Raw genomic sequence first — 22,710 nt, 5'->3', positions numbered from 1 at the left:
CTCAAGCCTTCAAAAAATTTGATTGGTATGAATTGATCTGGGACAGCGTCAGCGAACGCATGTCAGCGCCGAGGTGCGCAGCCTTATACCATTCCACAATGTTGTCAATTGTCTCGGCTAACGTCCATTGAGGACGCCACCCAAGCTGACCCCTCGCTTTAGAGCAGTCGAGCTTCAAAAACGTGGCTTCGTGTGGCTGCGGGTTCTTGTCCAATACCCAGGTTGCGCCAGCCCCCCAAGTCGAGGTCAGGCGTTCAACAATCCATTCAACTGGTTGAGTGTCAGAATCCTCAGGGCCGAAATTCCACCCATCGGCATAGGCAGCACCATCGGTATATAGCTTTTGCGCGAGAACCAGATAGCCGCTAAGCGGCTCAAGGACATGTTGCCAAGGACGGATGGCATGTGGGCTACGAATCAGCACCGATTCGCCAGCACCGATCGCCCGCATCATGTCAGGGATAAGTCTGTCTTGCGCCCAATCGCCACCGCCAATGACATTACCTGCGCGACCGCTTCCGATAGCAACTCCGTGCTTCGAATAGTCATACGGGTTAAAAAAAGAATTTCGGTAGGCGCTCGTGACGAGTTCCGAGCACCCCTTGCTATTGCTATACGGGTCATAGCCGCCCATAGGCTCGTTCTCCCGGTATCCCCATGCCCATTCTTTGTTCTCGTAGCATTTGTCGCTAGTCACTACAACGACTGCCTTAACCCCTGGGGTCTGACGTACGGCCTCTAATAAATGGACTGTTCCCATCACATTAGTCGCGTATGTCTCGACAGGCGCTACATAGGAGTACCGAACCAGAGGTTGAGCGGCCATATGTATGACGATCTCGGGACTGGCCTTCTTGACTGCTGCCAGCATCGATGCCAGATCGCGGATGTCTCCGATTTGCGAGTCAATGCCCTGCGCTACGTTCGCTAGATCGAACAAGTTAGGTGTGGTATCAGGAGCTAAGGCGAAGCCAGTGACTTCTGCACCAAGTGACTGCAACCATAGCGCAAGCCAGCTTCCTTTGAAGCCAGTATGTCCTGTCAGGAAAACGCGCTTGCCTTTCCAAAATAATGGATCCATTACCACTTCTTCCAAGGTGCTTTGCCAGATTGCCACAGATCTTCGAGATGCAACTTATCACGCAACGTATCCATTGGCTGCCAGAATCCTTCATGGTCGTATGCAGAAAGCTGGCCGGATCTCGCCAATGACTCCAGTGGTTTTCCTTCCCACACAGTGTCATCGCCATCGATTAGGTCGATCACTTTTGGCGAAAGTACGAAGAAACCTCCGTTGATCAGACCACCATCGCCCTTCGGCTTTTCCATGAACGAATGCACTTTTTCGCCACGAATGTCCAGTGCGCCGAAGCGACCTGGAGGGGCAGTCGCCGTCAAGGTGGCAAGAGTACCTGCCTGAGTATGGAAATCAATCACGGCTCCAATATCGACGTCCGATACCCCGTCACCATAGGTGAAGCAGAAAGCCTCCTCGTCCTTCACGTACTCTTTCACTCGGCGAAGTCGGCCGCCAGTCATGGAGTTCTCACCCGTATCGACCAGCGTCACCTTCCAAGACTCTGCATATCGTTGATGGACTTCCATCTGATTCGTTGCCATGTCGAAGGTCACATCCGACATGTGCAAGAAATAGTTGGCAAAATACTCTTTGATTACATAGCCTTTATATCCGCAGCAAATAACGAAATCGTTGATGCCATAGTGCGAATACATTTTCATAATGTGCCAAAGAATAGGCTTCCCGCCTATTTCGACCATGGGTTTTGGCTTCACCGAAGTCTCTTCGCTAATCCGGGTGCCCAACCCACCGGCAAGAATGACAGCTTTCATCGTTACGTTCTCAAGTTGACTGTTACGGCCGAAGCCGTCATTCGAAGCATTCGGCGTGCTGTAATGCGGTGCCGTTTGCATCCTTATTTGCTAGAGCAGGCGGTCCGTCGGTCGGCCAATCAATGCCAACGTCTGGGTCCGACCACAATAACGATCGCTCAAATTCGGGATACCAGTAATCCGTTGTCTTGTACAAGAATTGCGCGCTCTCGGACACGACGACAAAGCCGTGGGCGAAACCTTCAGGCACCCACAGTTGCCGGTTGTTTTCCGCGCTCAACGTGACGCCGACCCACTTGCCGAAGTTGGGTGAACTCTTGCGCAGATCAACTGCGACGTCGAACACTTCACCCTCGACCACACGAACGAGCTTTCCCTGCGGATGCCGAATCTGGTAGTGCAAACCGCGCAGCACGTTGCGAGACGACTTGGAGTGATTATCCTGAACGAATTCCTTGTTCAAGCCCGTGCACTTTTCAAAGTCGCGCGCGTTGAAGCTTTCATAGAAGAACCCGCGGGAATCACCGAAAACTTTCGGCTCCAGAATCAGGACTTCGGGCAGGTCGGTGGCAGTGACGGTATAGGGCATGATCAGCCGGCGATAAGTTTTTGGAGATACTGGCCATAGCCATTCTTGGCCAGGGGCTTTGCGAGCTTTGCGACGTCATCGGCAGCGATCCACCCGTTGCGAAAGGCGATTTCTTCCGGGCAGGCAACCATCAGGCCTTGCCGCTTCTGGAGCGTTGCGATGAAGCTGCTGGCCTCGAGCAAGGAGTCGTGCGTACCGGTATCGAGCCAGGCAAAACCCCGTCCCATGATCTCGACGTTTAGCGACTTGTTTTCCAGGTAGCGCTTGTTCACGTCTGTGATCTCGTACTCCCCTCGTGGCGACGGTGCGATGTCTGCTGCGATATCGCATACCGTGTTGTCGTAGAAGTAGAGACCTGTCACGGCGTAGTTGCTGCGCGGCTTCAGCGGCTTTTCTTCGATGCTGAGCGCACGGAACTCGTCGTTGAACTCGACAACGCCGTAGCGTTCCGGATCGTGAACGTGATAAGCGAAGACCGTCGCTCCGTCCGTACGGGCGTTGGCGCTCTCAAGCTGCTTGACGAGATCATGGCCGTAGAAAATGTTGTCGCCCAGGATCAGCGAGGACGGAGCGTTGCCCACGAAGTCCCGGCCAAGCACGAATGCTTGAGCCAGGCCATCTGGCGATGGTTGGACCTGATACTGGATATTCAGGCCCCATTGGGAGCCATCACCCAGCAGGTCCGAAAAGCGTGGCGTATCTTGCGGCGTCGAGATGATCAGGATGTCGCGGATGCCCGACAGCATCAGCGTTGCCAATGGGTAATAGATCATTGGCTTGTCGTAGATTGGCATCAGCTGCTTGGATACGGCTTGCGTGATCGGATACAGGCGCGTGCCGGAGCCTCCCGCCAGGATGATGCCCTTGCGGGTGGAAGACGTTGCTGCCTTGATCATTGTTTGAGCTCTGCAAGAAGTTTGACGGTGCTTTCGACGTGCACGGTCCAGTCTGGAAGGCGGACACCAAAAGTCGACTCAAGTTTGTCGCACGACAACCGGGAGTTGTGCGGGCGCTTGGCGGGTGTCGGATAGTCGGACGTCGGGATCGGATGGATACGCTCGGGCGCGGCCTTCAGTTCCAGACCTGCGGCAATGCCTTCGGCAATCACCTTGGTCGCATAGGCATGCCACGTCGTTTCGCCTTTAGCCGTCAGGTTGTAAAGGCCGAAGGGGAACGTTGCGGACGCTGCGCCTGCTGTACGAACTGCGAAATACTGCGCGATGATGTGGGCGCTGACGTCGGCAATCAGCGCTGCGCTGGTAGGCACACCGTACTGGTCCGCGATCACATTGAGGCTGTCGCGAGCGCCCGCCAGCTTCAGCATTGTCTTGGCGAAATTGCCGCCATGGGCACCAAATACCCATGTCGTGCGGAAGATCAAATGTTCGCGCAATTCTGCTGCGATCGCCTGTTCTCCGGCCAGTTTGCTCGCCCCGTAGACGTTGACGGGACTCGTGGCATCGTCTTCCGTGTACGCAGTGGCCTTGGAGCCATCAAACACATAATCCGTCGAATAGTGCACTAGCAGCGCGCCGATGGTTGCAGCCGCCTGGGCCAGTGCTTTTACCGATGTTGCGTTGACGAGGTATGCCTGATCCTGATCGCTTTCAGCTTTGTCCACGGCAGTGTAGGCCGCCGCGTTCACAATGACGTCTGGCCGGATCATCGACACGAGCTTGTCGAGCGCAGCCGTATCCGTGAGATCACATGTGGAGCGGTCGACGCCGACAACCTTGCCGAGCGGCTGCAGCGCGCGCATGAGCTCGAACCCGAGCTGACCCTTCTGGCCGATGACGAGGAGGGTAGGGGATTCAAGCGCCATATTGCTTTTCCACCCAGTTGCGGTAGTCGCCGCTGACCACGTTGTTCAACCAGGCTTGGTTCGCGAGATACCACTCGATCGTCTTGCGCATGCCGGTTTCGAACGTTTCGGCCGGACGCCAGCCCAGTTCGCGTTCCAGCTTGGTGGCGTCGATGGCATATCGGCGGTCGTGCCCCGGCCGGTCTTTCACAAAAGTTATCTGATCGGCGTAGGAGACCTTGTCAGCGCGCGGTTTCAGTTCATCGAGCAGCGAGCAGATGGTGCCGACGACTTCCAGGTTGGTCTTCTCATTCCAGCCGCCGACGTTATAGGTTTCGCCCAGCCGTCCGGACTCGAGCACACGATGGATCGCGCTGGCGTGGTCTGCGACGAACAACCAGTCGCGCACATTCTTGCCATCGCCATAAATGGGCAGCGGCTTTTGTCCCAATGCGTTCAGGATGACGAGCGGGATCAACTTTTCAGGAAAGTGATAGAACCCGTAGTTGTTCGAGCAGTTGGTCGTCGTGACCGGCAAGCCATAGGTATGGAAATACGCCCGCACCAAGTGGTCGCTGGCCGCCTTGCTGGCCGAGTACGGCGAGTTGGGTGCAAACGGCGTTTCTTCGGTAAAGGCAGGGTCATCCAGTTCGAGCGTGCCATACACCTCGTCGGTCGAGATGTGATGGAAGCGGCGCGTCTGTTGCAGCGTGTCCTTGTCCAGCTTCTGTTCAGTCTGCCAGAACTGCCGGCATGCTTCGAGCAGGCAGTATGTGCCTTCGATATTGGTTCTTACGAACTCGCCGGGTGCGGTAATGGACCGGTCGACATGGCTCTCGGCCGCAAAGTGAACCACCGTATCGATGCTGTGTTCGCGGAGCAGGCGATCCACCAGGGCACGATCGCAAATATCGCCTTGCACCAGGATATGACGTTCTTCGCCATCCATCCCCTTGAGGTTGTCGGGATTGCCTGCGTAGGTCAGCAGATCAAGATTGACAACGTTGACGTCTTTGGCAGCGCCAAGGAGGTAGCGCACGAAATTGGAACCGATGAATCCGGCACCGCCAGTGACGAGAATGTTTTTGGGCTGGTAGCTCATTGCTTGGGTATGGATGGACCGTTCTGGTTATGCGACACACTGACGCATCCGCGCCCATGTGTTTGTTGGAATATCGGGGGTTCGTCAGGAACCTGCCGGTGATGTCGTCGAGCCTCAGTAGGCTCCGTCCCGCTGGAGCACCACGCCAGCCGTCTTGAACAGGATGGCGACGTCGTAAAACAGCGACCAGTTTTTGACGTACCACGCGTCCAGATAAACGCGTGTTGCATAGTCGATGTTGTTGCGCCCGCTGATTTGCCACAGACCGGTCATGCCTGGTTTGACCATCATGTAATAGTCGGCATCGTCGGCATAACGCGCCAGCTCGGCTTCTACGATAGGCCGCGGTCCGACCAAGCTCATCTCGCCCTTGAGCACATTCCACAGTTGGGGCAATTCGTCGAGGCTAGTGCGCCTGAGAAAACCGCCGATCTTGGTAATGCGTGGGTCGTTCTTCAGCTTGAAGTCAAGATTCCACTCTTCGCGCGCGGCCGGGTCGTTCGCCAGCAGATTGCGAAGAACCTCTTCCGAATTGAGCACCATCGACCGCAACTTCAGGCAGTTGAACTTCTTTCCGTTCTGGCCAATGCGCGTATGGCCATAGAAGGCGTTGCCGCCGTCTTCGCGCACTTTGTACGCGAAGTACGCCAGCACGGGGGAGAGAATCAGAAGCAGCAAGGAAGAGAAGACGATGTCAAACGAACGTTTGATCACCCGCGAAGCCGTACGCTTCAAATTGGTATTCAAGCGCAGCATCAGCACTTCATGGCTGAAGAAGTGGGACATTTCCGCGCCGTAGAGTGGCACCCCACGCATTGCGGGAATCACGGAGATGTCTCGTATCCCGTGGCGGGTCAGGTCCCGGATCCAGCGGTCGCGAAGATGGTGCTCGTGGTGTTCGAGTGCGATCACAACCTTGACGTCCGCAAGCAGGTTGAAACTGCTGGCGTTGAATCCGTTCAAAATGGGGACGCTGGTAAGGGTCTGGGAGCCCAGTGATTCGGCGGGAGACACGTAGGCGATGACATCCAGGCCCATCAGTGGCTGGCTACGCAAGGCAAGACATGCTTCTTTTGCGTTTTCCCCGGTGCCAACAATCAGGGTAGGCTTTTTCCAATAACCCGCACCTGTAAGAATCGTCTTGATAGCCCAGCGACCGATCGGCACACAAACCATTGCACTGACCCAGGTCGTGAACCACCAGATGCGGGAAAACTGCCACCCGATCAGGGCAATGAACGCAAGTTCCAGAAAGGCAACAAGCACGAGGGTCGACAACACCTCGTGCAGTTCGCTCCAGAATGGTTTTCTGTATGCATAGTGCCTTGCGCTTCCCCAAAACCACAGAATGGCCGAGAAAACGAAAGCAGCGTGCGTCAGCAATGGAGAAAATATATTGCTGCTGTTAATGCCAATCCAGGCCGAAGGTAATCCGCTGGACGTTGCACTTGCCATGGCCAGCGCGCCCAAACCGAAAGCTGTCAGAAAGCTCACCAAATCGGTCAAGCACAAAGCGTACTTGTTAATCCATCGCGCATTAAGCCGCGAGCCGCTTTGCAAAGGACTGAATAGTTCTGCTTTCATAGTGAGGTCTCAAACCATCGACGCACGCTGACGCCTTGTAATTTCACAACGATCTCATCCGCGAATCGCCGGTAGTCGAAGCAGCAATATGTCGCGGGCCGCGGCAGCTCAGGCACAGCGCTGCTGCCAGTCGCTGAGAACGTGTCAGGCGCTCTCGTAGTGACCCATAAGCAATAAAAGCGCTCACCCAAGGAGCGCCTCTTTGCAACAACAGATTTTAGCCTAGAACGTAATTCGTATGGTTCCCACGGCCGAGACAGTGATTGCAACATAGTGAAACCGCACCGGCATTCGAGTTGACAGGGCAGAGCAACAATGGCATCGGGAAAGTACCATCATCCCTTGGCTGTAGAGGTGCTATCGGCACCGCGTAGGTCCATGTCATTGCGACCACAGGTGCCGAAGCCTTCAAGATGTAGGTCTTAGTGACTGTGGTGTTTAGGCTGCAAAGCATCGAATATCATCGGGCCTAATTCAGGACGGAACAAAATGCAGATGAAGTTGTTGGTGACGGGCGGTGCGGGATATATCGGCAGCCATACCCTGGTGGAATTGATCGGGGCGGGGTATGCCCCGATTGTCTTGGACAACCTGTCGAATAGCGATGTCGAAGTGTTGAGACGCGTCAAATCGCTGACCGGGGTCGATGTGCCTTTCGTCAACGCTGATATCCGCGACGAAGCGGCACTGAAAGAAGTGTTTGATGGTGCTGCTCGCGACGGCGAGGCCATCTCGGCAGTCATTCACTTTGCGGCATTGAAAGCCGTGGGCGAGTCCGTGGCTGACCCGCTGCGGTATTACGACAATAACGTGGGTGGAACGCGTACGTTGCTGGCTGCGATGCTCGCCTCGGGCGTGAACGCAATCATATTCAGTTCATCTGCAACCGTGTACGGCGATCCACAGTTCTTGCCTTATACCGAGCAGCATCCACAAAAGCCGACCAATCCGTATGGGTGGACGAAGTTTATGGTCGAGCAAATGTTGGCTGATGTGTGTGCGTCGAATCCAGATTTTTCGGCAGTCACCTTGCGGTATTTCAATCCGATCGGGGCGCACCCGAGCGGGCAACTGGGTGAAGATCCCAAAGGGTTGCCAAATAACCTGTTCCCCTTTTTGACCCAGGTGGCGGTGGGCAAACTTGAACGGCTTCGCGTCTTTGGCAGTGACTATGAAACCGTGGACGGGACGGGAGTTCGCGATTACCTTCACGTTGTCGATCTCGCCGTCGGTCACGTCAAGGCAGTCAAGGTTGCTGTCGAGCAGACCGGCTTCTTGCCTGTCAACTTGGGCACAGGGCAAGGCACGAGCGTCTTGCAGATGGTCAAGGCGTTCGAGGAAGCTTCGGGAAAGCAGATCCCCTTGGCAATGATGGACAGGCGTGCGGGAGATTTGCCGCAGTTCTGGGCCGATGCGTCTGAAGCAAAGCGCCTGCTTGGCTGGACAGCCGAGCGTTCTCTTGAGGATATGTGCCGCGATGGATGGAACTGGCAGCGCCAGAATCCGGATGGATATCGCGGCGGGCCGGGTGTTGCATAGCGGTCTCTGATACAAATTTTTCGAAGGTCTAGCCCGTCCGGCTTACGCGTCATGTTTACGCTTGAGGGGTTCCCCGGTATGATCAACGCTCGGATTTCCGTGTATGCGCGTCGCTGTCCAGCGGGGTGCTTTTCAACTAATAGGGGGATTTACCCATGAAACTGACCCAGATCGCTGCATTCGCGGCTGCTGCTCTGTTTAGCGTTGCTGCTGTTGCTCAACAGCCTGCTACACCTGCTCCTGCACGTACCAGCGGTACTGCTGCTGGTGGTGTTGGCGCTGGCGGCATTGCTGGCGTGTCCGGCGCTGCTGTTGCTGGTGGCGTGTTGGCCGTCGGCATCGCTATCGCTGCTATCGCTTCGGGTTCGAGCGATACGACGACCAGCCATCACCACGCTGGCCGTTAATCTGCGGCAACGCGGATAGCGCGGGAGCTAGCTTCTGCGCGACAGGCGGCTTCGGCCGCCTTTTCTTTGCCGGTTTTCTTTTGGTGGTTTCGGTTGAGCAATCTAACTTTGGCTAGACGACGCTCGGGATACCTCGCGTGCCTGTTGGCGCTCGTGCCGGGCGCTTTATGGGCTCAAGCCGCTCAGAACGGACTTACCGGTCTCATCAACACGCCTTCTGCACGTATGCAGGACGACGGTGTGTTCCGGATCGGCGTGACGCATGCTTCGCCTTACACGGCAGGTTTCTTCAGCTTGCAGGCGATGCCTTGGCTGGAAGCCACGGCCCGGTACACGCAGATCGCCGGTGTGGATGGCGGGTTGGGACCCGATTACGGCAGTTTCAAGGATAAGTCGGTAGGCGCCAAGGTGCGTCTGCTGGAAGAAGGTGCTTTCGGCATCAGCTGGCTGCCACAGTTTGCAGTCGGGATGGATGACCGGGGTACGGGAACGGGCATTTTTGCCAGTGAATTCGTCGTGGCCAACAAGAAGTTCGGCTTCAATGGCGTCGGCGTGTTCGACGTCAGCGCCGGCTATGGACGCAAACGGTTGGATGGGGCTTTCGGCGGTGTGCGTTTTTCGCCTCAAGCTCTTCCTAACTGGCGATTGGTTGTTGAGCGCGACGCGACCAACTTTGCCCGTGACTATGGCTCGGCGGAATCAGGTGTCAACACGCGCCCCGTCGGCAAGTGGAACGCTGCCGTCGAGTACACCCGGGGTCCGTTCACCCTCCAACTCGGCTCACAATACGGCAAGCCCTCCGTCGCTGCCTACTTTTCGATCCCGTTCCAGGCACGCGAGTTCGTCCCCAAGATCAACGAAACCGGTCCCCTTGCAAAAGGCGCCTGGTACAGCGACGCCCCACGCCCCACGGCCGCGCAGTGGGACGAGGATCGCGGCTACCGTCAAGGCATGCTGGCCACGCTGCATGACGAAGGCTTCCGCAATGTGAAGCTCGCATACCGCAACGGCACGATGGTGTTGTCGCTGACCAGCGAGCGGTTCCGTTATCAGTCTCGCGGTATCGGCCGCGCAGCGCGCATTGCGCTGGCGTATGCACCGCTTGAGACGAAAGCAATGGAGATCACCTGGGAGAACCAGGACCTGGCCGCCGTCACCTACCGGTTTGGCAACGCGGAAGTGCTGCAGCGTTACTTTGCAGGGTTGACGACGCGCGAGGCGCTGGCTGCCCACGTCGACATCCGCTACGCCGCGCCGCCTAAAACGGCAGCCCAGACCTCGGATATCGACCAGGTGCTGGATGCCGTGGCGTATGAGCGCCCCAAGGCCAATTTTGCGTTTAACCGCGATGGCAACCTGTTCAACTTCCGCCGCGAGTCGTATGACCAGAGCCGGTTCCAGATCAGCCCGTATTTTTCGACTTACCTGAACGACCCGAGCGGTGCGTTCAAGTACGACGTGGGCCTGGACTTCTCGGCACGCTTGCGTATCGCGCAAGGATGGTGGGCGGACGGGTCGGTGCGTACGGTGCTGTCGGAAAACGTGTCTGACGTGGCGCAGGAGTCGAATTCCGATCTTCCGCACGTGCGAAGCGACGCCGCAAAGTACAAGCGAGCGTCCAAGATCAAGCTGGACCGTGCGTTGCTGCACCGCTATTGGCAGCCTGCCGAACGGGTCTACACACGCGCTTCCGCCGGTATCTACGAAGAAATGTTTGGCGGCGCGGGCGTGCAGGCGTTGTGGGTTGCGCCGGGATCGCGCTGGGCAGTCGACGGATCGTTCGACATGCTCAAGCAGCGTGACTATAAGGGCACGGGCTTTTTGGACTACAGGACGAGCACTTATCTGATGTCGGTGCACCATCGCGTGCCATGGCTGGATGGTGTGACGGTCACGGCCCGCGGCGGTCGTTTCCTGGCGGGGGACGAGGGCGTGCGGGGCGAGATCAAGCGTACCTTCAAGTCCGGCATGGAAGTGGGTGTCTGGTACACCGTGACGAACGGCAACGACATTCAAAGCCCGGGTTCGCCCGATGCGCCTTATCGCGACAAGGGTGTGTTCATGCGGATTCCGTTGGCGACGATGCTGGCGACGGACACGGGTGCGGCGGCGAACTTCAGCCTGCAGCCGTGGACGCGTGACGTGGGCGCGATGGTGCGTTCGCCTGGCGATCTGTATGACCAGTTCGAACGCGGCATGCTGCAGAACGCGACGGAAGGCGATGGCCTGCGCAGCTTCAGCGATGTGATCGGGGAGGACGCGCCATGACGGTCGTTCTTTTCGCAAAGCGCGCCGCCGGGCTTGGTGCGGCGACCTTGTTGATGGGTGCGTTGGCCACGGCGCAGGTAATTCCCTTGCCGGATGCGGCACCGCCTGCGCCGGGTGCGGCTCGCGCGACGGTTCCTGGCGCAACGCGGGCCCCCGCTGGTACGCGCGCTCCTGCTGGAGCGCAGGTTCCAGTAGGAACTCAGGCCCCGGCTGGAACTCAGACTCCTGCTGCTCCGTCGGCCGATCAACCTGTCTGGCCGTCAGGACCTGTTGCCCCCGTCTCACCACCGCCCCCTCCGGCACCCACCTGCAAAGTCTGGGACGTTGAACTCCAGGTCTCTTACCAGGGCGGCTGCAAGGACGGCTACGCAGAAGGGCACGGCGTGGCGCGCGGCTTATCCGGTGCGTATTACAACGGCACGTTCAAGGGCGGCAGCAAGGAAGGGCAGGGCCGGAAGGTCTACGCCAATGGCGACGAATACAACGGCGCCTGGGTGTTCGATGCCCGCGAAGGCGCGGGCACCTACATCTTTGGTGAGGCGTCCCCGTGGCGCGGCGACCGGTCCGAAGGCCTGTGGGTGGCGGACAGGCGGCATGGCAAGGGTGTGTATATCTTCTCGCCAGACAACATCCGCATGGAAACCAACTTTTTTGGCGGCGTGCCTATCGACCCGGCCCCACCGGCCATGGTGCAGCGTCAGCGGGCCATGAAGGTGTTGTTGCCCGTGATCGGTGTGCCGGGCACGAGGGTGTGCTCGATTACGACGCAGGGTGCGACGTCGACGCGGATCGCGCGGGGCGTGGTGACCAATGTGCTGGAAGACCGGCTGCAGGTGAATATCACGACACCGGAGACGCTGCGCGTAAGCGTGTCCAAGATCAATCCGCGATGGGACAACATCACGGAATGGATGCCCTGCAAGTAGGCGGACAGCCTATCCCGGCTGATACGTGCGGCGCGATTCCACCAAACGCAGCAGGCCCACGGCGATCAGGGCCGCCGCAATGTCGCAGAACCAGTCGGACCAGCTTGGGGTGCGGTACGAGAACAGGGACTGCACGCCTTCGTCGAGCGCGCCCATAATGCCAATGGCGAGTACGGCGATCCGGCCGCGGTATCGATTGCTGGGGGACTGGCCCATGTACAGCAGCCCGGCAAGGACGCCGTAGGCCACCATGTGCAGCACCTTGTCCGGGATGATCGATGACAGTTCATTCGCCTGATTGGGAATGGAACCGATGCCGATCATCAACGCAAAAAACGCGAACGCGGCCAGAAAATAGAGTTTTCGCAAATGCTTCATGCCTCCTTTATTGCCCATCCGTAGAGCCTCGGTCAACCCAGTCGGGCATCTGGACGAGGCGCATCAACTGCTCTTCCGCTTAGTATGGGACTTTACGGAGTAACCCTGAGTTCCAAGTAACCGGGCGTTACTCCATACGTGCCGATTGCCGCGTTGATCGTGGATAATCGCCGTCTTTACATACAACATACTCAGGGGAATTTTGTGGGGGCTAACGCTGCTGATGGAACCATCGATATTGCCGCTTCGGCGTTCAAGGCCTATGACATCCGCGGGGTTGTTCCGTCACCCCTGAGTCCTGAATTTGCGCGGCGCCTGGGCGCGTCGCTGGCCAATGCCGCGCACGAAGCCGGCGTGAAGGCTGTCGTCGTTGGCCGTGACGGTCGCCTGAGCGGACCTGACCTGTCGGACGCATTGCAGGAAGGCCTGTTGGCCGGCGGCGTCGACGTGATCGACGTGGGCATGGTGCCGACACCGCTGGTGTACTTTGCCGCGAACACGACCCAGACGGGTACGGGCGTTGCCATTACCGGCAGCCACAACCCGCCTGAATACAACGGCTTCAAGATGATGATGGCCGGCGTGACGCTGTATGGCGATGCCATTACCGGCCTGCGTACGCACATGCTGGAGAACACGCCGCAAACCACGCATGCCCGTGGCACGCGCACCGAAGTCGATGTGGTGCCGGAATACCTGGAACGCATCGTCAGCGACGTGAAGCTGGCGCGTCCCATGAAGATTGCCGTGGACTGCGGCAATGGCGTGGCCGGCCCGGCTGCCGTGCGTCTGTTCCGTGCGCTGGGTTGCGAAGTGACCGAGCTGTTCTGCGACGTGGACGGCAACTTCCCCAACCACCATCCGGACCCGGCTGACCCGCACAACCTGGAGGACCTGATCCGCTGCCTGGAAGAAACGGACTGCGAATTGGGCCTGGCCTTTGACGGTGACGGCGACCGGCTTGGCGTGGTGACGAAGGGCGGTGAGATCATCTGGCCGGATCGTCAGCTGATTCTGTATGCGCGTGACGTGCTGTCGCGCAATCCCGGCGCCCAAATCATTTATGACGTGAAGTGCAGCCGCTACGTGGCGCAAGAAGTGCTCGCAGCCGGCGGCAAGCCGCTGATGTGGAAGACGGGCCATTCGCTGGTCAAGGCCAAGCTGAAGGAAACCGGCGCGCCGCTGGCAGGCGAGATGAGCGGCCACATCTTCTTCAAGGAACGTTGGTTCGGGTTTGACGACGGCCTGTACACGGGCGCGCGTCTGCTCGAGATCGTATCGAAGAGCCCCAACGCATCGGCCGTGCTCGAGGCCCTGCCTTGTGCCACGTCCACCCCTGAACTCAAGCTGGAAACGGCCGAAGGCGAGCAGTTCAATGTCGTTAAGCGCTTGAACGAGCAGGGCAAGTTTGCCGGTGCGCGTGAGGTCATCACGATCGACGGCGTGCGGGTCGAGTATGCCGACGGCTTTGCGCTGGCGCGTCCGTCGAACACGACGCCCGTGGTGGTGATCCGTTTTGAAGCCGATGATGACGCCGCCATGGCGCGCATTCAGGCCGACTTCCGCTCGCAGCTGCTGCGCGTGGCGCCCGACGCCGTACTGCCTTTCTGAGGTCTCGAAGTATGTCGGGAGTCGATGAGGCAGGAAGTACAGGCGCGACAGCGGGCGGCGCGGCCAGCTTGTGGCACGCAGACAATGCGCCGGCGCCGTTGGCCGATACGCAGGCATGGCGGCAGTTCGTCGTGTCGGCGCAGCATGCGGATCTGACCGCGGCGACCTTGCGTATCGTGAAGGCGCCGCACGTGGCGGTCGACCTGAGCGCGCAAGCGCAGTCGCCAGCGTTGAAGGCGGCGGGCGAAGCGTTGCTGGCGGAGCGGGGCTTCGATGCCGCGCGTGCGTGCCTGCTGGATGGTGGCATGGCCAATTGCACCGAAGCCCGGCCTGCCTGGCACACCGCCTTGCGCAGCCCGGATGCTTCGCTGCGCGTGGCCGCGCAGGTTGCGACCGAACGGGAACGCGTGCGCACGTTCGTGCGGCGCGCCGATGCCGAAGGGCGCTACAAGCATGTCGTGAATATCGGCATTGGCGGCAGTGACTGGGGCCCGCGTCTGGTCGTCAGTGCACTGGGCAATGCGGGCACGCGGCGTGAGATGCGCTTTGTGTCGAACATCGATGCGCATGCGATCGAGGCCGGCTTGCTGGGTCTGGATCCGCTGCACACGCTGATCATCGTGTCGTCCAAATCATTCAACACGATCGAAACGCTGCGCAACGCCGAACGCGCGATCGAATGGCTGCGTGCGGGGGGCGTGCAGGATGTGAATGCGCATGTGGTGGCGGTAACGTCGAACGTGGCGGGCGCTGCGAAGCTGGGCATTACAGAAGACCACGTGTTCAAGCTGTGGGACTGGGCAGGCGGCCGCTATTCGGTGTGGTCGTCGATCGGCCTGCCGATTGCGCTGGCCTTGGGTGTCGAGACGCTGGATGGTCTGCTGGAAGGCGCGGCCGACATGGACGCGCACTTTGCCACGGCGCCGATCGGCGAGAACGCGCCGGTGCAGCTTGCATTGACGGCCCTGGTGAACCGCAATGTGTTCGGCTATCCGTCGCTCAACATTGCTGCGTACGACGCGCGGCTGACCAATCTGGCGCCGTATTTGCAGCAATTGGATATGGAGTCGTTGGGCAAGTCGGTGGACGTGTATGGCCGGCCTGTCAGTGTGCCGACGGGGTCGCTGGTGTGGGGCGTGTCGGGCACCGATGCGCAGCACACGTTCTTTCAGTGGCTGCATCAAGGCACGGATCCGACGCCGGTCGATTTCGTGGTGTGCCGCGAAGCCGATCATGACTTTGCCGAGCACCATCGTCTGCTGCTGGCGAACTGTCTGGCGCAGCGCGAGGCGCTGCTGCGTGGCAAGTCGTTTGATACCTTGCTGCCCGAAGTGGCCAAGTCGGAAACCGATCCGGAACGCGCGGCCTGGCTGGCCCATCATAAGGTGCACCCGGGTGGTCGCCCGTCGACCTTGCTGGTATTGCCCCGCTTGACGGCCCACAGTCTGGGCGCCTTGCTGGCGCTGTATGAACACAAGGTGTTCGTGCAGGGCATCGTGTGGGGCATCAACCCCTTCGATCAGTGGGGCGTGGAGTACGGCAAGGTGCTGGCGACAGGCATTGCCGACGAACTGAGTGGCGGCGATATCCAGCCCCACGACGTATCGACTGCCCACTGGGTTGGCGAATGGAAGTGACCTGGAAGCAATGCAGACAGGCTGTGCATGAGTAGAAAAGGCGTCCGAATCGGACGCCTTTTTTTCATGTTTCCTGCAACGTTTTTACGGCCGCCAGTAGGTCACATCGATTGCGCAGCGGTATTCAAGCCCTGCGTTTTGACACGAGCACTGTGTCTGCGAAGCCTGGCTCCACCCTTGCTGCAACCACATGCGGCCATCGCGCTCCGCATTGTTTGCCGCGATGGTGCAGGCCCCTGCGGGGTATGCGCTGACTGCGGTATAGGTCTTGGTAAGTGTGGTTGCGGCCGACACGCTGAACGCCGTCACCAGACCGGCGAGTATCCAAAGTCTTTTCATGCTGTGCTCCATCCGCTTCTGGTGTGATCAGGCGGCTTAAAGATCGGCGTTCGAACGCCTGTCATCAAACGATGCGCAATGTCTGATTGTCCGTTGCGCGGTCGGAATATTACATTGGGAAGACGACGTAGTTCAGGACAGCAAATTGCAACTGTTTGACATGTCAGTAACGCGGAAACTGATGAGTAGAAATTGTCGTGATTTCTTTCTACATGCTGGGGCGGCGCGTACCGCAGAGCAGGTCATTGCGCAGGCGCGGGCTTACATCCGATGACCTAGCACTGTTCGGCCTAGGGAAGAAAGGTGCTAGCTTCTTGCGTCCATGGCTTCGGTCATTGTCAGAAGAAGCGCTACGCCCATGTTGAAGACATCCCGCTCCACCGCCCGGGCATACGCCCGGCGCAGCCCCTTGGGCAACCCACTCAAGCTCACGCAATCTTTGCTCCTGCCGATGGCGATGTGCTCGGCAGTTGGTACGGTGGGCCTTTCCACCCAGGCTTACGCGCAGACAGCCGTGATGGTGGAAGCGGGCAATCAATCCTTGCGCGATGACGTGCAGTGGTTGATCGACCGCGGCATCATCGACCTGACCACGTCGACGTGGCCCATGCCCTTGTCAGCACTCGAATCGGCGCTGGCGTCGCGGCGGGTGGGGAACATGTCGCGGGGTGACCAGCACGCAATGGCGGCAGTGGAAGCCTACGTAGCCCAACAGCGGCGGACGTTTGTGGGCGTAACGGCCGGCCTCAACACCGACCGGGTGCCGCAACTGGGCTTTGACGCGACAACGCGCGCGCGAGCCGGGGTGGGCGCTTACGGACAGGCGAGCACAGAAGGATTTGCCGGCAAGGTCCAGGTGAACGGCCTGGCGGACACGATTACCAATCGGCAGTCGAACGCCAACCTGGAAGGCAGCTATGCCGCCGCGGCCGCATTGGGCCAGGTGCTGTATGTCGGTCAGCTGGCGCACTTCTGGGGGCCGGGTCAGGACGGCAGCCTGAACTGGGGCAATGCGGCAACCGCCATTCCGGGCATCGGGCTGCAGCGCGGCACGCAGACGGCGTTCGACAACAAGTGGCTGTCATGGATCGGGCCGTGGGGCTACGACCTGTTCGTGGGCCAGATGCAGCACAACACCGCCGTGCCGCAGGCCAAGGTGCTGAACATGCGCGCATTCGCCCGGCCGGTGCGCGGTCTGGAGATCGGACTGTCCCGCTTCATCCAGTTCGGCGGCAAGGGCCGCCCGAACAATCTGGGGGCCGTGTGGGACGCCGTCACGGGCAACTCGAACATCGATGATCCCAACGCGATCGGCACGGACCCGAGCAATGAACTGTCGGGCATCGATGCGCGTTATACGTTCTCGCTCGCCGGCAATCCGCTGACGCTGTACACCCAATTGACGGGTGAGGACGAAGCCGGCGGGCTGCCGTCGCGCTATCTGGGTCAGGTGGGCGCGCAGTTCAAGCACATGGTCGGAACCACGCGGATGCAGTGGTATGCCGAAGCTGCGGATACGACCGCGCGCCGTCTGTTCGGCCTGCAGGAAGGCTTGCGCGGCTATGCCTACAACCACGGCAGCTACACCAACGGGCTGTATCACGACCAGCTGCCGATCGGTCATTCCATTGGCGGTGATGGACAGCTGCTGTCAGGCGGCGTCACGATCGTGCCGGATGACTACCGCTACTTTTCGCGCTACAGCGCGAAGATTCTGCATGCACAGGTCAACCGCGCAAACGTTCCGACCAACCAGGCCTTTGATCGATCCGACAAGTTCTACGGCGGCGAGTTTGCCTACAGCTGGATGTTCAAGCCCGCCACGTTCAAGGCGGGCGTGACGGTGCTGCGCAGCGTGAACGGCAATACGAACGATGCGTTCAGCTTGATGCTGTCGATGAACGTGCCCCTGGGCGGTGGTTCGACAATGCCAGCGCGTTGAATGGCGGATCGCGACAGATAGCGCGCGGTTTCATGCGGTTTTGGTAAGCGCGCGGCGGGCTTGGGTGTGTCCGCCAGCGCAGCCACCGGGGCAGAGCGGCTACAATCCGGCTTTCCGATTTCCTGCTTTCGCCGGCTTTCCCGTGCCCCGCATCCTTCTCGTCAAAACGTCATCCATGGGCGATATCGTGCACGCGCTGCCCGCCGTGTCGGATATCGCTCGCCATTTTCCTGGCGCAGTCATCGACTGGGTGGCTGAAGAGTCGTTCACGGCCATTCCTGCGTTGCATCCCCAGGTGTCGCAGGTGATCCCGGTTGCCTTGCGGCGCTGGCGCAAGAACTGGTTTTCGGCCGAGACACGTCAGGAACGCGCAGCCTTCTGGCATCGCGTCGGCAAGCATCGGTATGACTGCGTCATCGACCTGCAGGGCCTGGTGAAGTCGGCCTTGCTGGCGCGCCATGTGAACGGCCCGCTGCACGGCTGTGACTTCCGGTCGGCTCGCGAACCTTTGGCCGCGCTGTTCTATCGCTTTCGCCACCGTGTGGTGTTCCAGCAGTCTGCCGTGACGCGCATGCGTCTGTTGGCCGCCCAGTCCCTGGGCTATGCACTGGAAGGCCCGCCCGAATTCGGCCTGAAGGTGGGCCGTCGTCCTGGCATGCCGCCGCGCTATGCCGCGGTCATGCCGTCGGCCAGCCGTGAAACCAAGCTGTGGCCCGAGGAATACTGGAAGGCCGTGCTGCTGCGCCTGGAAGTGGCCGGCTACGCGCCTTACCTGTTTGCCGGCAATGAAGAAGAACTGGAGCGCGCGCAGCGTTTGGCCGATGCCGTCCCGCGCGCCCGTGCAATGCCACGCATGGGCCTGCGGGAAGCTGCCGAAGTGCTGGCCGGGGCATCGGTGTTCGTCGGGCTGGATAGCGGGCTGACTCACCTTGCCGGTGGCCTGGGCCGTCCGACCATCGGCATCTATTGCGACTACGACCCGGCCTTGGCGCCGGTGACGGGATCGGGCTTCATTGCCTGCCTGGGCGGCCCGGGCACGCCGCCGACGCGGGAAGAAGTGCTGGCCGCGGTCGGCCGCGCCTTGCCGGCCGAAGCGACGCACCCGCGGCCGGTCGTTGCGATCAACGACGACACGGAGCCCGACGCGTGATGGCCGCTGCGTTGTGGCGGGCCGTCTATTCGACGTTGTGGCGGCTGCTCACACCCTTCATCTGGCTCAAGATCTGGCGCCGCGCCAAACGCGAGCCCCTGTATGGCGTGTTTCCGGCTGAGCGCTTCGGCTTTTATCGCAAGGCGATGCCCAAGCCGGCCAATGACGACTTTCGTGCCGCGCCGGTGTGGGTGCACGCGGTCAGCCTGGGCGAGACGCGCGCCGCGCAGCCCTTGATCGAAGCGCTGCTGGAACGCGGCCTGCCGGTGCTGTTGACCAACATGACTGCGACCGGGCGCACCGAGGCGTCGCGCCTGTTTGCGACCGCCATTGCGCAGGGGCGCCTGCGTCAGGTGTGGCTGCCGTATGACCTGCCGGGCGCGGTGCGCCGCTTCTTTCGGTACTTCACCCCGCGCTGCGGACTGTTGATCGAGACCGAGGTCTGGCCCAACCTGATCCGTGCCGGCAAGCATTACGCAGTGCCCCTGGCGCTGGTCAGCGCGCGCATGTCGGAAGCGTCGATGCGCAAGAACCTGCGCCTGGCCAGCCTGGCGCGGCAGACGTTTGGCAGCCTGGACCAGGTGCTGGCCCAGACGCAGGAAGACGCGGATCGCTTGACCAGGCTGGGGGCCAGGGCGCCCAAGGTGGTCGGAAACCTGAAGTTCGACTTGCGCCTGCCGCCCGATCAGCTGGATGCGGGCCTGGCATGGAACCCGGGGCTGGCGCGTCCGGTGATCGCGATTGCGAGCACCCGCGAAGGCGAGGAGGGCGACTTTCTGACGGCCATTGCCGCCATGCCGCGCACGCAAGACGGAGTCGAACCCCTGGTGGTGCTGATTCCACGGCACCCGCAACGGTTTGACGAAGTGGCGGCCATGGTGGCGGGGTCCGGCTTGCGCATGAAGCGGCGGTCGGCCATCCAGGGCCTGCCCGCGCCCCGCGACGTGAGCAGCGATGTGCAAGTGCTGGTGGGCGACAGCCTGGGCGAGATGCCCTTCTACTACGCAGCGGCCGACGTGACCATCGTGGCGGGCAGCTTTGCCCCGCTGGGCGGCCAGAACCTGATCGAAGCCAGCGCCTGTGGCGTGCCCGTGATCGTGGGCCCGCATACCTTCAATTTTGCGCAGGCGTCCGAAAACGCGATTGAAGCCGGGGCGGCGTTGCGGGCCACGGACGCCGCGGATGCGTGGCGCCTGGCGCTGCAGCTGCTCGAGCATCCGGAAGACCGCATGCGCATGCGGGAAGCGGCCGCGCGATTCAGCGCGACGCATACGGGCGCGACGCGCCGGGTGATGCTCGAGATTTCCAGCTGGTTGATGTAATCAAGGCGGCGATCAGCCGATAGGGCAATGCCAGGAGCCTGCGTACCGCAGGTGGCGCTGCCAGCCGGGTCAGCGGCCGATTGAAGTGCCGTGCTGGCTTGCGTTGGCGCTCGTGCCGCGAGCGCGCACCTGCGTCGGCAGGATGGGCGCCGCGGTCGACGCCGGCACGCGGCTTCGCAAGGCCAGCAGATTTGCCCATTGCCGCCCGAGCATGCGCGCATACCCATGGCTCAGTTCAGGCGTCGGGCCGAAGGCCCGGGGTGTGCCCGCCACGTGCTGTCGTAGCCGTTCAATGGCCGCGGCGACCCGCGAGACGGGCAACAGGTGCTTCCAGAACGCCTCGCGCAGCATGCGCCCTGGCATCAAGGGGATGGGTGTCAACGTGACGCTGGGCGACCAGCCCGGCGCCCAGCGGCGGGCGATACGTGGACGCATGGCCAACGACACGACCGGCACACCGACATTCGATGCCAGATGGGCGATGCCCGAATCGTTGCCGACAAAAATGCCCGCGGAGACCAGCCATCCGGCCAGGTCGGCCAGCGAGGCGTGCGACACCAGCCGATAGCCACACGATTCCACCCACTGCCAGCCCGGACGTTCGGTCGGGGCGACGACAAAACAGGGCTCATAGCCTTGCGCTTCGAGCTGGCGCGCCAGGCGCAAAAAGCGCTGCGGCAGCCATTGCTTGTGCAGGGCGCTTGCGGTGGGATGGATCACGGCGCGGCGGCGTACCACGCGGGTGTCGACGGTCGCAGGCAGCTGAATGCCGTTGCTGCGCGACAGTTCGGTCAGGCCGAACATCGTGCGGCAGACATCGAGCTGAATATCCAGCATCGGCTTGATCTGTCGATACACGGGCCACTCATCCATCACCCACGCGCGCGGGTGCCAGCTTCGCACGTCGCCCACGACGTCGGCGGCATACGCATGAATGACCGTGTCGTAGCCGTCCAGGCTCTGGCGCAGGCTGTGGGCCTGCAGTGCCGGCTGGATGTCGAAGCGGGGAAACCAGTCCTTGAGCACGCTCAAGTGGTTGCTGAAGACAGTCACCTGAATGCCATGCGCAACGAGATTGCGCACGATAACCATGGCGATCAGCGTGTCGCCAAGTCGTGCCGACATGACGAACGCTACGCGTCGTCCTTTCTCGATGGTGGTTGACATGGGCGTCCCTTCGCATGCGCGTGGCCGTATACGCCAAGGGCCGCGCTGAGCAGCCCGGAAGTGAGCCCTCTCTTCGATATATATATCATGCGTTACAGCACAGCTTCCTGACTGTGGTAACAGGCCGACACGGTTGTGACCGAAGAGCGCGCAAACTGATGCTTCAGGAGGCGTCCGCAGGACTGCCTGTTGTTTTACGCCCGAACCCCAGCCTCGCCCAAAAGGATGGTTTCCGGGTTCGCTTGTTGCCCTGATAGCCGCGTTGCGATGCCTTGATCATGCGGCCGAACGGTTCGTCCGCTTCGTATAACGCAAGGTTATAGCCCGCCCGCAAGGCCTCGTCGTAATACTGATCGAACAGGGCTTTCAGGTCGCTGCGGGGATGCGGAAGAATGGCGCCGTCGAACCAATGTTCCTGGCCTTGCGCCGCCAGTCTGGGCAGCGCGTAGCTGTGCGAAAACTGCGTGCCCATGTCCGAGTAATGCAGGATGCGGATCGCATCGATCGGTTTTTTTTCGCCGTCGACGTTGTTGTAGTCCGAGTGCATCGGCTGGATCAGTTCGGCGTGATCCTGGAAGTGGCGCATCAGGCGCTGATGGGCGCCCGGGTCGGCGCGAAGCGCATTGATCTCGGGCAGGTGGGCCCTGGCTGCGGCGTTGTCCCACACCGACACGCAAAAGCGCCACGATGTCTTGCGGCCTTTGCCGCTCAGGACCTTGCCGGGCGCGAACGGCAGCCGCCACAGCTCGGCCATGTCGCACAGCACCAGCATGTCCGCGTCCATGTAGATGGCGCGGCCCTGGTAATGGCAGGCGGCGGGCACGGCCCAGCGAAAGCCGGAAAACGGTGTCGCCCAGGTGGCGGTGCGCCAGCCGCGTTGCTGCTCGGGATCGGAATACCAGAGGCTGTCCGGATCCCTGGACAGGCGCATCCACTCGATGTCGACCGGCATCGATGCGTGCTTCTTGATGCTGTATTCCAGCACCATCATCTGTTCAAGGTCGCAGTCGTTGGGGTCGCATCCGACAAAGATGCGGATGCGGTCTTCGGAAGCGCGGTGATCCATCCTGCTGTCGTCCCTGCTGGTGGCTGCTGCC

At 60.6% G+C, this 22,710-nt stretch carries 19 protein-coding genes; 9 read left to right on the top strand and 10 right to left on the bottom strand.

Annotated features, from left to right (window positions below; genetic code table 11):
• Position 1 precedes the first annotated feature (1 nt).
• The 7 genes from rfbG to wbaP all read right to left on the bottom strand — a co-directional run bounded on the left by rfbG (position 2) and on the right by wbaP (position 6,927).
• Positions 2-1,081 (bottom strand): CDP-glucose 4,6-dehydratase, encoded by a 1,080-nt coding sequence (gene rfbG, locus IE116_RS11835; protein WP_189614581.1) that lies wholly within the window; start codon positions 1,079-1,081, stop codon positions 2-4.
• Complete coding sequence (gene rfbF, locus IE116_RS11830) at positions 1,081-1,851, bottom strand: glucose-1-phosphate cytidylyltransferase (protein ID WP_189614582.1); 771 nt, start codon at positions 1,849-1,851, stop codon at positions 1,081-1,083. The genes rfbG and rfbF overlap by 1 nt, the downstream gene beginning before the upstream one ends.
• 37 nt (positions 1,852-1,888) lie before the next feature.
• Positions 1,889-2,440, bottom strand: a complete 552-nt coding sequence (gene rfbC / locus IE116_RS11825) for a dTDP-4-dehydrorhamnose 3,5-epimerase (protein WP_189612653.1) — start codon at positions 2,438-2,440, stop codon at positions 1,889-1,891.
• 2 nt (positions 2,441-2,442) lie between these two features.
• Positions 2,443-3,336, bottom strand: coding sequence for a glucose-1-phosphate thymidylyltransferase RfbA (gene rfbA, locus IE116_RS11820; RefSeq protein WP_189612651.1), 894 nt, complete (start codon positions 3,334-3,336; stop codon positions 2,443-2,445).
• Positions 3,333-4,262, bottom strand: coding sequence for a dTDP-4-dehydrorhamnose reductase (gene rfbD, locus IE116_RS11815; RefSeq protein ID WP_189612649.1), 930 nt, complete (start codon positions 4,260-4,262; stop codon positions 3,333-3,335). The genes rfbA and rfbD overlap by 4 nt, the downstream gene beginning before the upstream one ends.
• Positions 4,252-5,343, bottom strand: coding sequence for a dTDP-glucose 4,6-dehydratase (gene rfbB / locus IE116_RS11810; protein WP_189612647.1), 1,092 nt, complete (start codon positions 5,341-5,343; stop codon positions 4,252-4,254). The genes rfbD and rfbB overlap by 11 nt, the downstream gene beginning before the upstream one ends.
• Before the next feature lie 114 nt (positions 5,344-5,457).
• The gene (gene wbaP / locus IE116_RS11805; protein ID WP_189612645.1) at positions 5,458-6,927 is read right to left on the bottom strand and encodes an undecaprenyl-phosphate galactose phosphotransferase WbaP; all 1,470 of its coding nucleotides are present in this window, start codon (positions 6,925-6,927) and stop codon (positions 5,458-5,460) included.
• Positions 6,928-7,416: 489 nt separating this feature from the next.
• Between wbaP and galE the strand changes: the two genes are divergently transcribed.
• From galE to IE116_RS11785, 4 genes are all read left to right on the top strand, one after another.
• Positions 7,417-8,466 carry a UDP-glucose 4-epimerase GalE gene (galE, locus tag IE116_RS11800; RefSeq protein ID WP_308428229.1) on the top strand — a complete coding sequence of 350 codons (1,050 nt, stop codon included), beginning with the start codon at positions 7,417-7,419 and terminating at the stop codon, positions 8,464-8,466.
• Positions 8,467-8,621: 155 nt separating this feature from the next.
• The gene (locus IE116_RS11795) at positions 8,622-8,873 is read left to right on the top strand and encodes a hypothetical protein (RefSeq protein WP_189612643.1); all 252 of its coding nucleotides are present in this window, start codon (positions 8,622-8,624) and stop codon (positions 8,871-8,873) included.
• Positions 8,874-9,026: 153 nt separating this feature from the next.
• Entirely contained in the window at positions 9,027-11,141 is a 2,115-nt protein-coding gene (locus tag IE116_RS11790; RefSeq protein ID WP_268249234.1) for a YjbH domain-containing protein, read from the top strand.
• A 383-nt stretch (positions 11,142-11,524) separates the two neighbouring features.
• On the top strand, positions 11,525-12,067 hold the full coding sequence (locus IE116_RS11785) for an MORN repeat-containing protein (RefSeq protein WP_189614579.1): 543 nt from the start codon (positions 11,525-11,527) through the stop codon (positions 12,065-12,067).
• Positions 12,068-12,076: 9 nt separating this feature from the next.
• Here IE116_RS11785 and IE116_RS11780 read toward each other — a convergent pair whose 3' ends face one another.
• Entirely contained in the window at positions 12,077-12,445 is a 369-nt protein-coding gene (locus IE116_RS11780) for a VanZ family protein (RefSeq protein ID WP_189612640.1), read from the bottom strand.
• 204 nt (positions 12,446-12,649) lie between these two features.
• Here IE116_RS11780 and IE116_RS11775 point away from each other — a divergent pair, with 204 nt between their 5' ends.
• The 5 genes from IE116_RS11775 (at position 12,650) to IE116_RS11755 (ending at position 20,446) form a co-directional block, all read left to right on the top strand.
• Positions 12,650-14,056 (top strand): phosphomannomutase/phosphoglucomutase, encoded by a 1,407-nt coding sequence (locus IE116_RS11775; protein ID WP_229828111.1) that lies wholly within the window; start codon positions 12,650-12,652, stop codon positions 14,054-14,056.
• Positions 14,057-14,067: 11 nt separating this feature from the next.
• Positions 14,068-15,693 (top strand): glucose-6-phosphate isomerase, encoded by a 1,626-nt coding sequence (gene pgi, locus IE116_RS11770; protein WP_189612637.1) that lies wholly within the window; start codon positions 14,068-14,070, stop codon positions 15,691-15,693.
• 817 nt (positions 15,694-16,510) lie between these two features.
• Entirely contained in the window at positions 16,511-17,974 is a 1,464-nt protein-coding gene (locus IE116_RS11765) for a capsule assembly Wzi family protein (RefSeq protein ID WP_189612635.1), read from the top strand.
• A gap of 175 nt (positions 17,975-18,149) precedes the next feature.
• A complete protein-coding gene (gene waaC, locus IE116_RS11760; RefSeq protein WP_373303044.1) occupies positions 18,150-19,124 on the top strand; it encodes a lipopolysaccharide heptosyltransferase I in 975 nt (324 codons plus the stop codon).
• The gene (locus IE116_RS11755) at positions 19,124-20,446 is read left to right on the top strand and encodes a 3-deoxy-D-manno-octulosonic acid transferase (protein ID WP_373302989.1); all 1,323 of its coding nucleotides are present in this window, start codon (positions 19,124-19,126) and stop codon (positions 20,444-20,446) included. The genes waaC and IE116_RS11755 overlap by 1 nt, the downstream gene beginning before the upstream one ends.
• Positions 20,447-20,515: 69 nt before the next feature.
• Here the strand turns inward: IE116_RS11755 and IE116_RS11750 are convergent, their stop codons facing one another.
• The gene (locus IE116_RS11750; RefSeq protein WP_189612632.1) at positions 20,516-21,613 is read right to left on the bottom strand and encodes a glycosyltransferase family 9 protein; all 1,098 of its coding nucleotides are present in this window, start codon (positions 21,611-21,613) and stop codon (positions 20,516-20,518) included.
• Positions 21,614-21,776: 163 nt separating this feature from the next.
• The gene (locus IE116_RS11745; RefSeq protein WP_189612630.1) at positions 21,777-22,679 is read right to left on the bottom strand and encodes a glycosyltransferase family protein; all 903 of its coding nucleotides are present in this window, start codon (positions 22,677-22,679) and stop codon (positions 21,777-21,779) included.
• Positions 22,680-22,710 lie beyond the last annotated feature (31 nt).

Origin of the sequence: Pigmentiphaga litoralis, assembly GCF_014651835.1 — a bacterium.
Taxonomy (GTDB): Bacteria; Pseudomonadota; Gammaproteobacteria; order Burkholderiales; family Burkholderiaceae_B; genus Pigmentiphaga; species Pigmentiphaga litoralis.
Note: the sequence above shows the minus strand (reverse complement) of the source record. Positions and strands in the feature narration are given on the sequence as shown.

What these genes read in the sequence shown, in the direction of transcription:
- rfbG (WP_189614581.1), bottom strand. Translation starts at nt 1,081, where the DNA reads ATGGATCCATTATTTTGGAAAGGCAAGCGCGTTTTCCTGACAGGACAT.
- rfbC (WP_189612653.1), bottom strand. Translation starts at nt 2,440, where the DNA reads ATGCCCTATACCGTCACTGCCACCGACCTGCCCGAAGTCCTGATTCTG.
- waaC (WP_373303044.1), top strand. Translation starts at nt 18,150, where the DNA reads ATGGGCGATATCGTGCACGCGCTGCCCGCCGTGTCGGATATCGCTCGC.
- IE116_RS11755 (WP_373302989.1), top strand. Translation starts at nt 19,124, where the DNA reads ATGGCCGCTGCGTTGTGGCGGGCCGTCTATTCGACGTTGTGGCGGCTG.
- galE (WP_308428229.1), top strand. Translation starts at nt 7,417, where the DNA reads ATGCAGATGAAGTTGTTGGTGACGGGCGGTGCGGGATATATCGGCAGC.
- IE116_RS11795 (WP_189612643.1), top strand. Translation starts at nt 8,622, where the DNA reads ATGAAACTGACCCAGATCGCTGCATTCGCGGCTGCTGCTCTGTTTAGC.
- pgi (WP_189612637.1), top strand. Translation starts at nt 14,068, where the DNA reads ATGTCGGGAGTCGATGAGGCAGGAAGTACAGGCGCGACAGCGGGCGGC.
- rfbD (WP_189612649.1), bottom strand. Translation starts at nt 4,262, where the DNA reads ATGGCGCTTGAATCCCCTACCCTCCTCGTCATCGGCCAGAAGGGTCAG.
- wbaP (WP_189612645.1), bottom strand. Translation starts at nt 6,927, where the DNA reads ATGAAAGCAGAACTATTCAGTCCTTTGCAAAGCGGCTCGCGGCTTAAT.
- rfbF (WP_189614582.1), bottom strand. Translation starts at nt 1,851, where the DNA reads ATGAAAGCTGTCATTCTTGCCGGTGGGTTGGGCACCCGGATTAGCGAA.
- rfbB (WP_189612647.1), bottom strand. Translation starts at nt 5,343, where the DNA reads ATGAGCTACCAGCCCAAAAACATTCTCGTCACTGGCGGTGCCGGATTC.
- rfbA (WP_189612651.1), bottom strand. Translation starts at nt 3,336, where the DNA reads ATGATCAAGGCAGCAACGTCTTCCACCCGCAAGGGCATCATCCTGGCG.
- IE116_RS11780 (WP_189612640.1), bottom strand. Translation starts at nt 12,445, where the DNA reads ATGAAGCATTTGCGAAAACTCTATTTTCTGGCCGCGTTCGCGTTTTTT.
- IE116_RS11750 (WP_189612632.1), bottom strand. Translation starts at nt 21,613, where the DNA reads ATGTCAACCACCATCGAGAAAGGACGACGCGTAGCGTTCGTCATGTCG.
- IE116_RS11745 (WP_189612630.1), bottom strand. Translation starts at nt 22,679, where the DNA reads ATGGATCACCGCGCTTCCGAAGACCGCATCCGCATCTTTGTCGGATGC.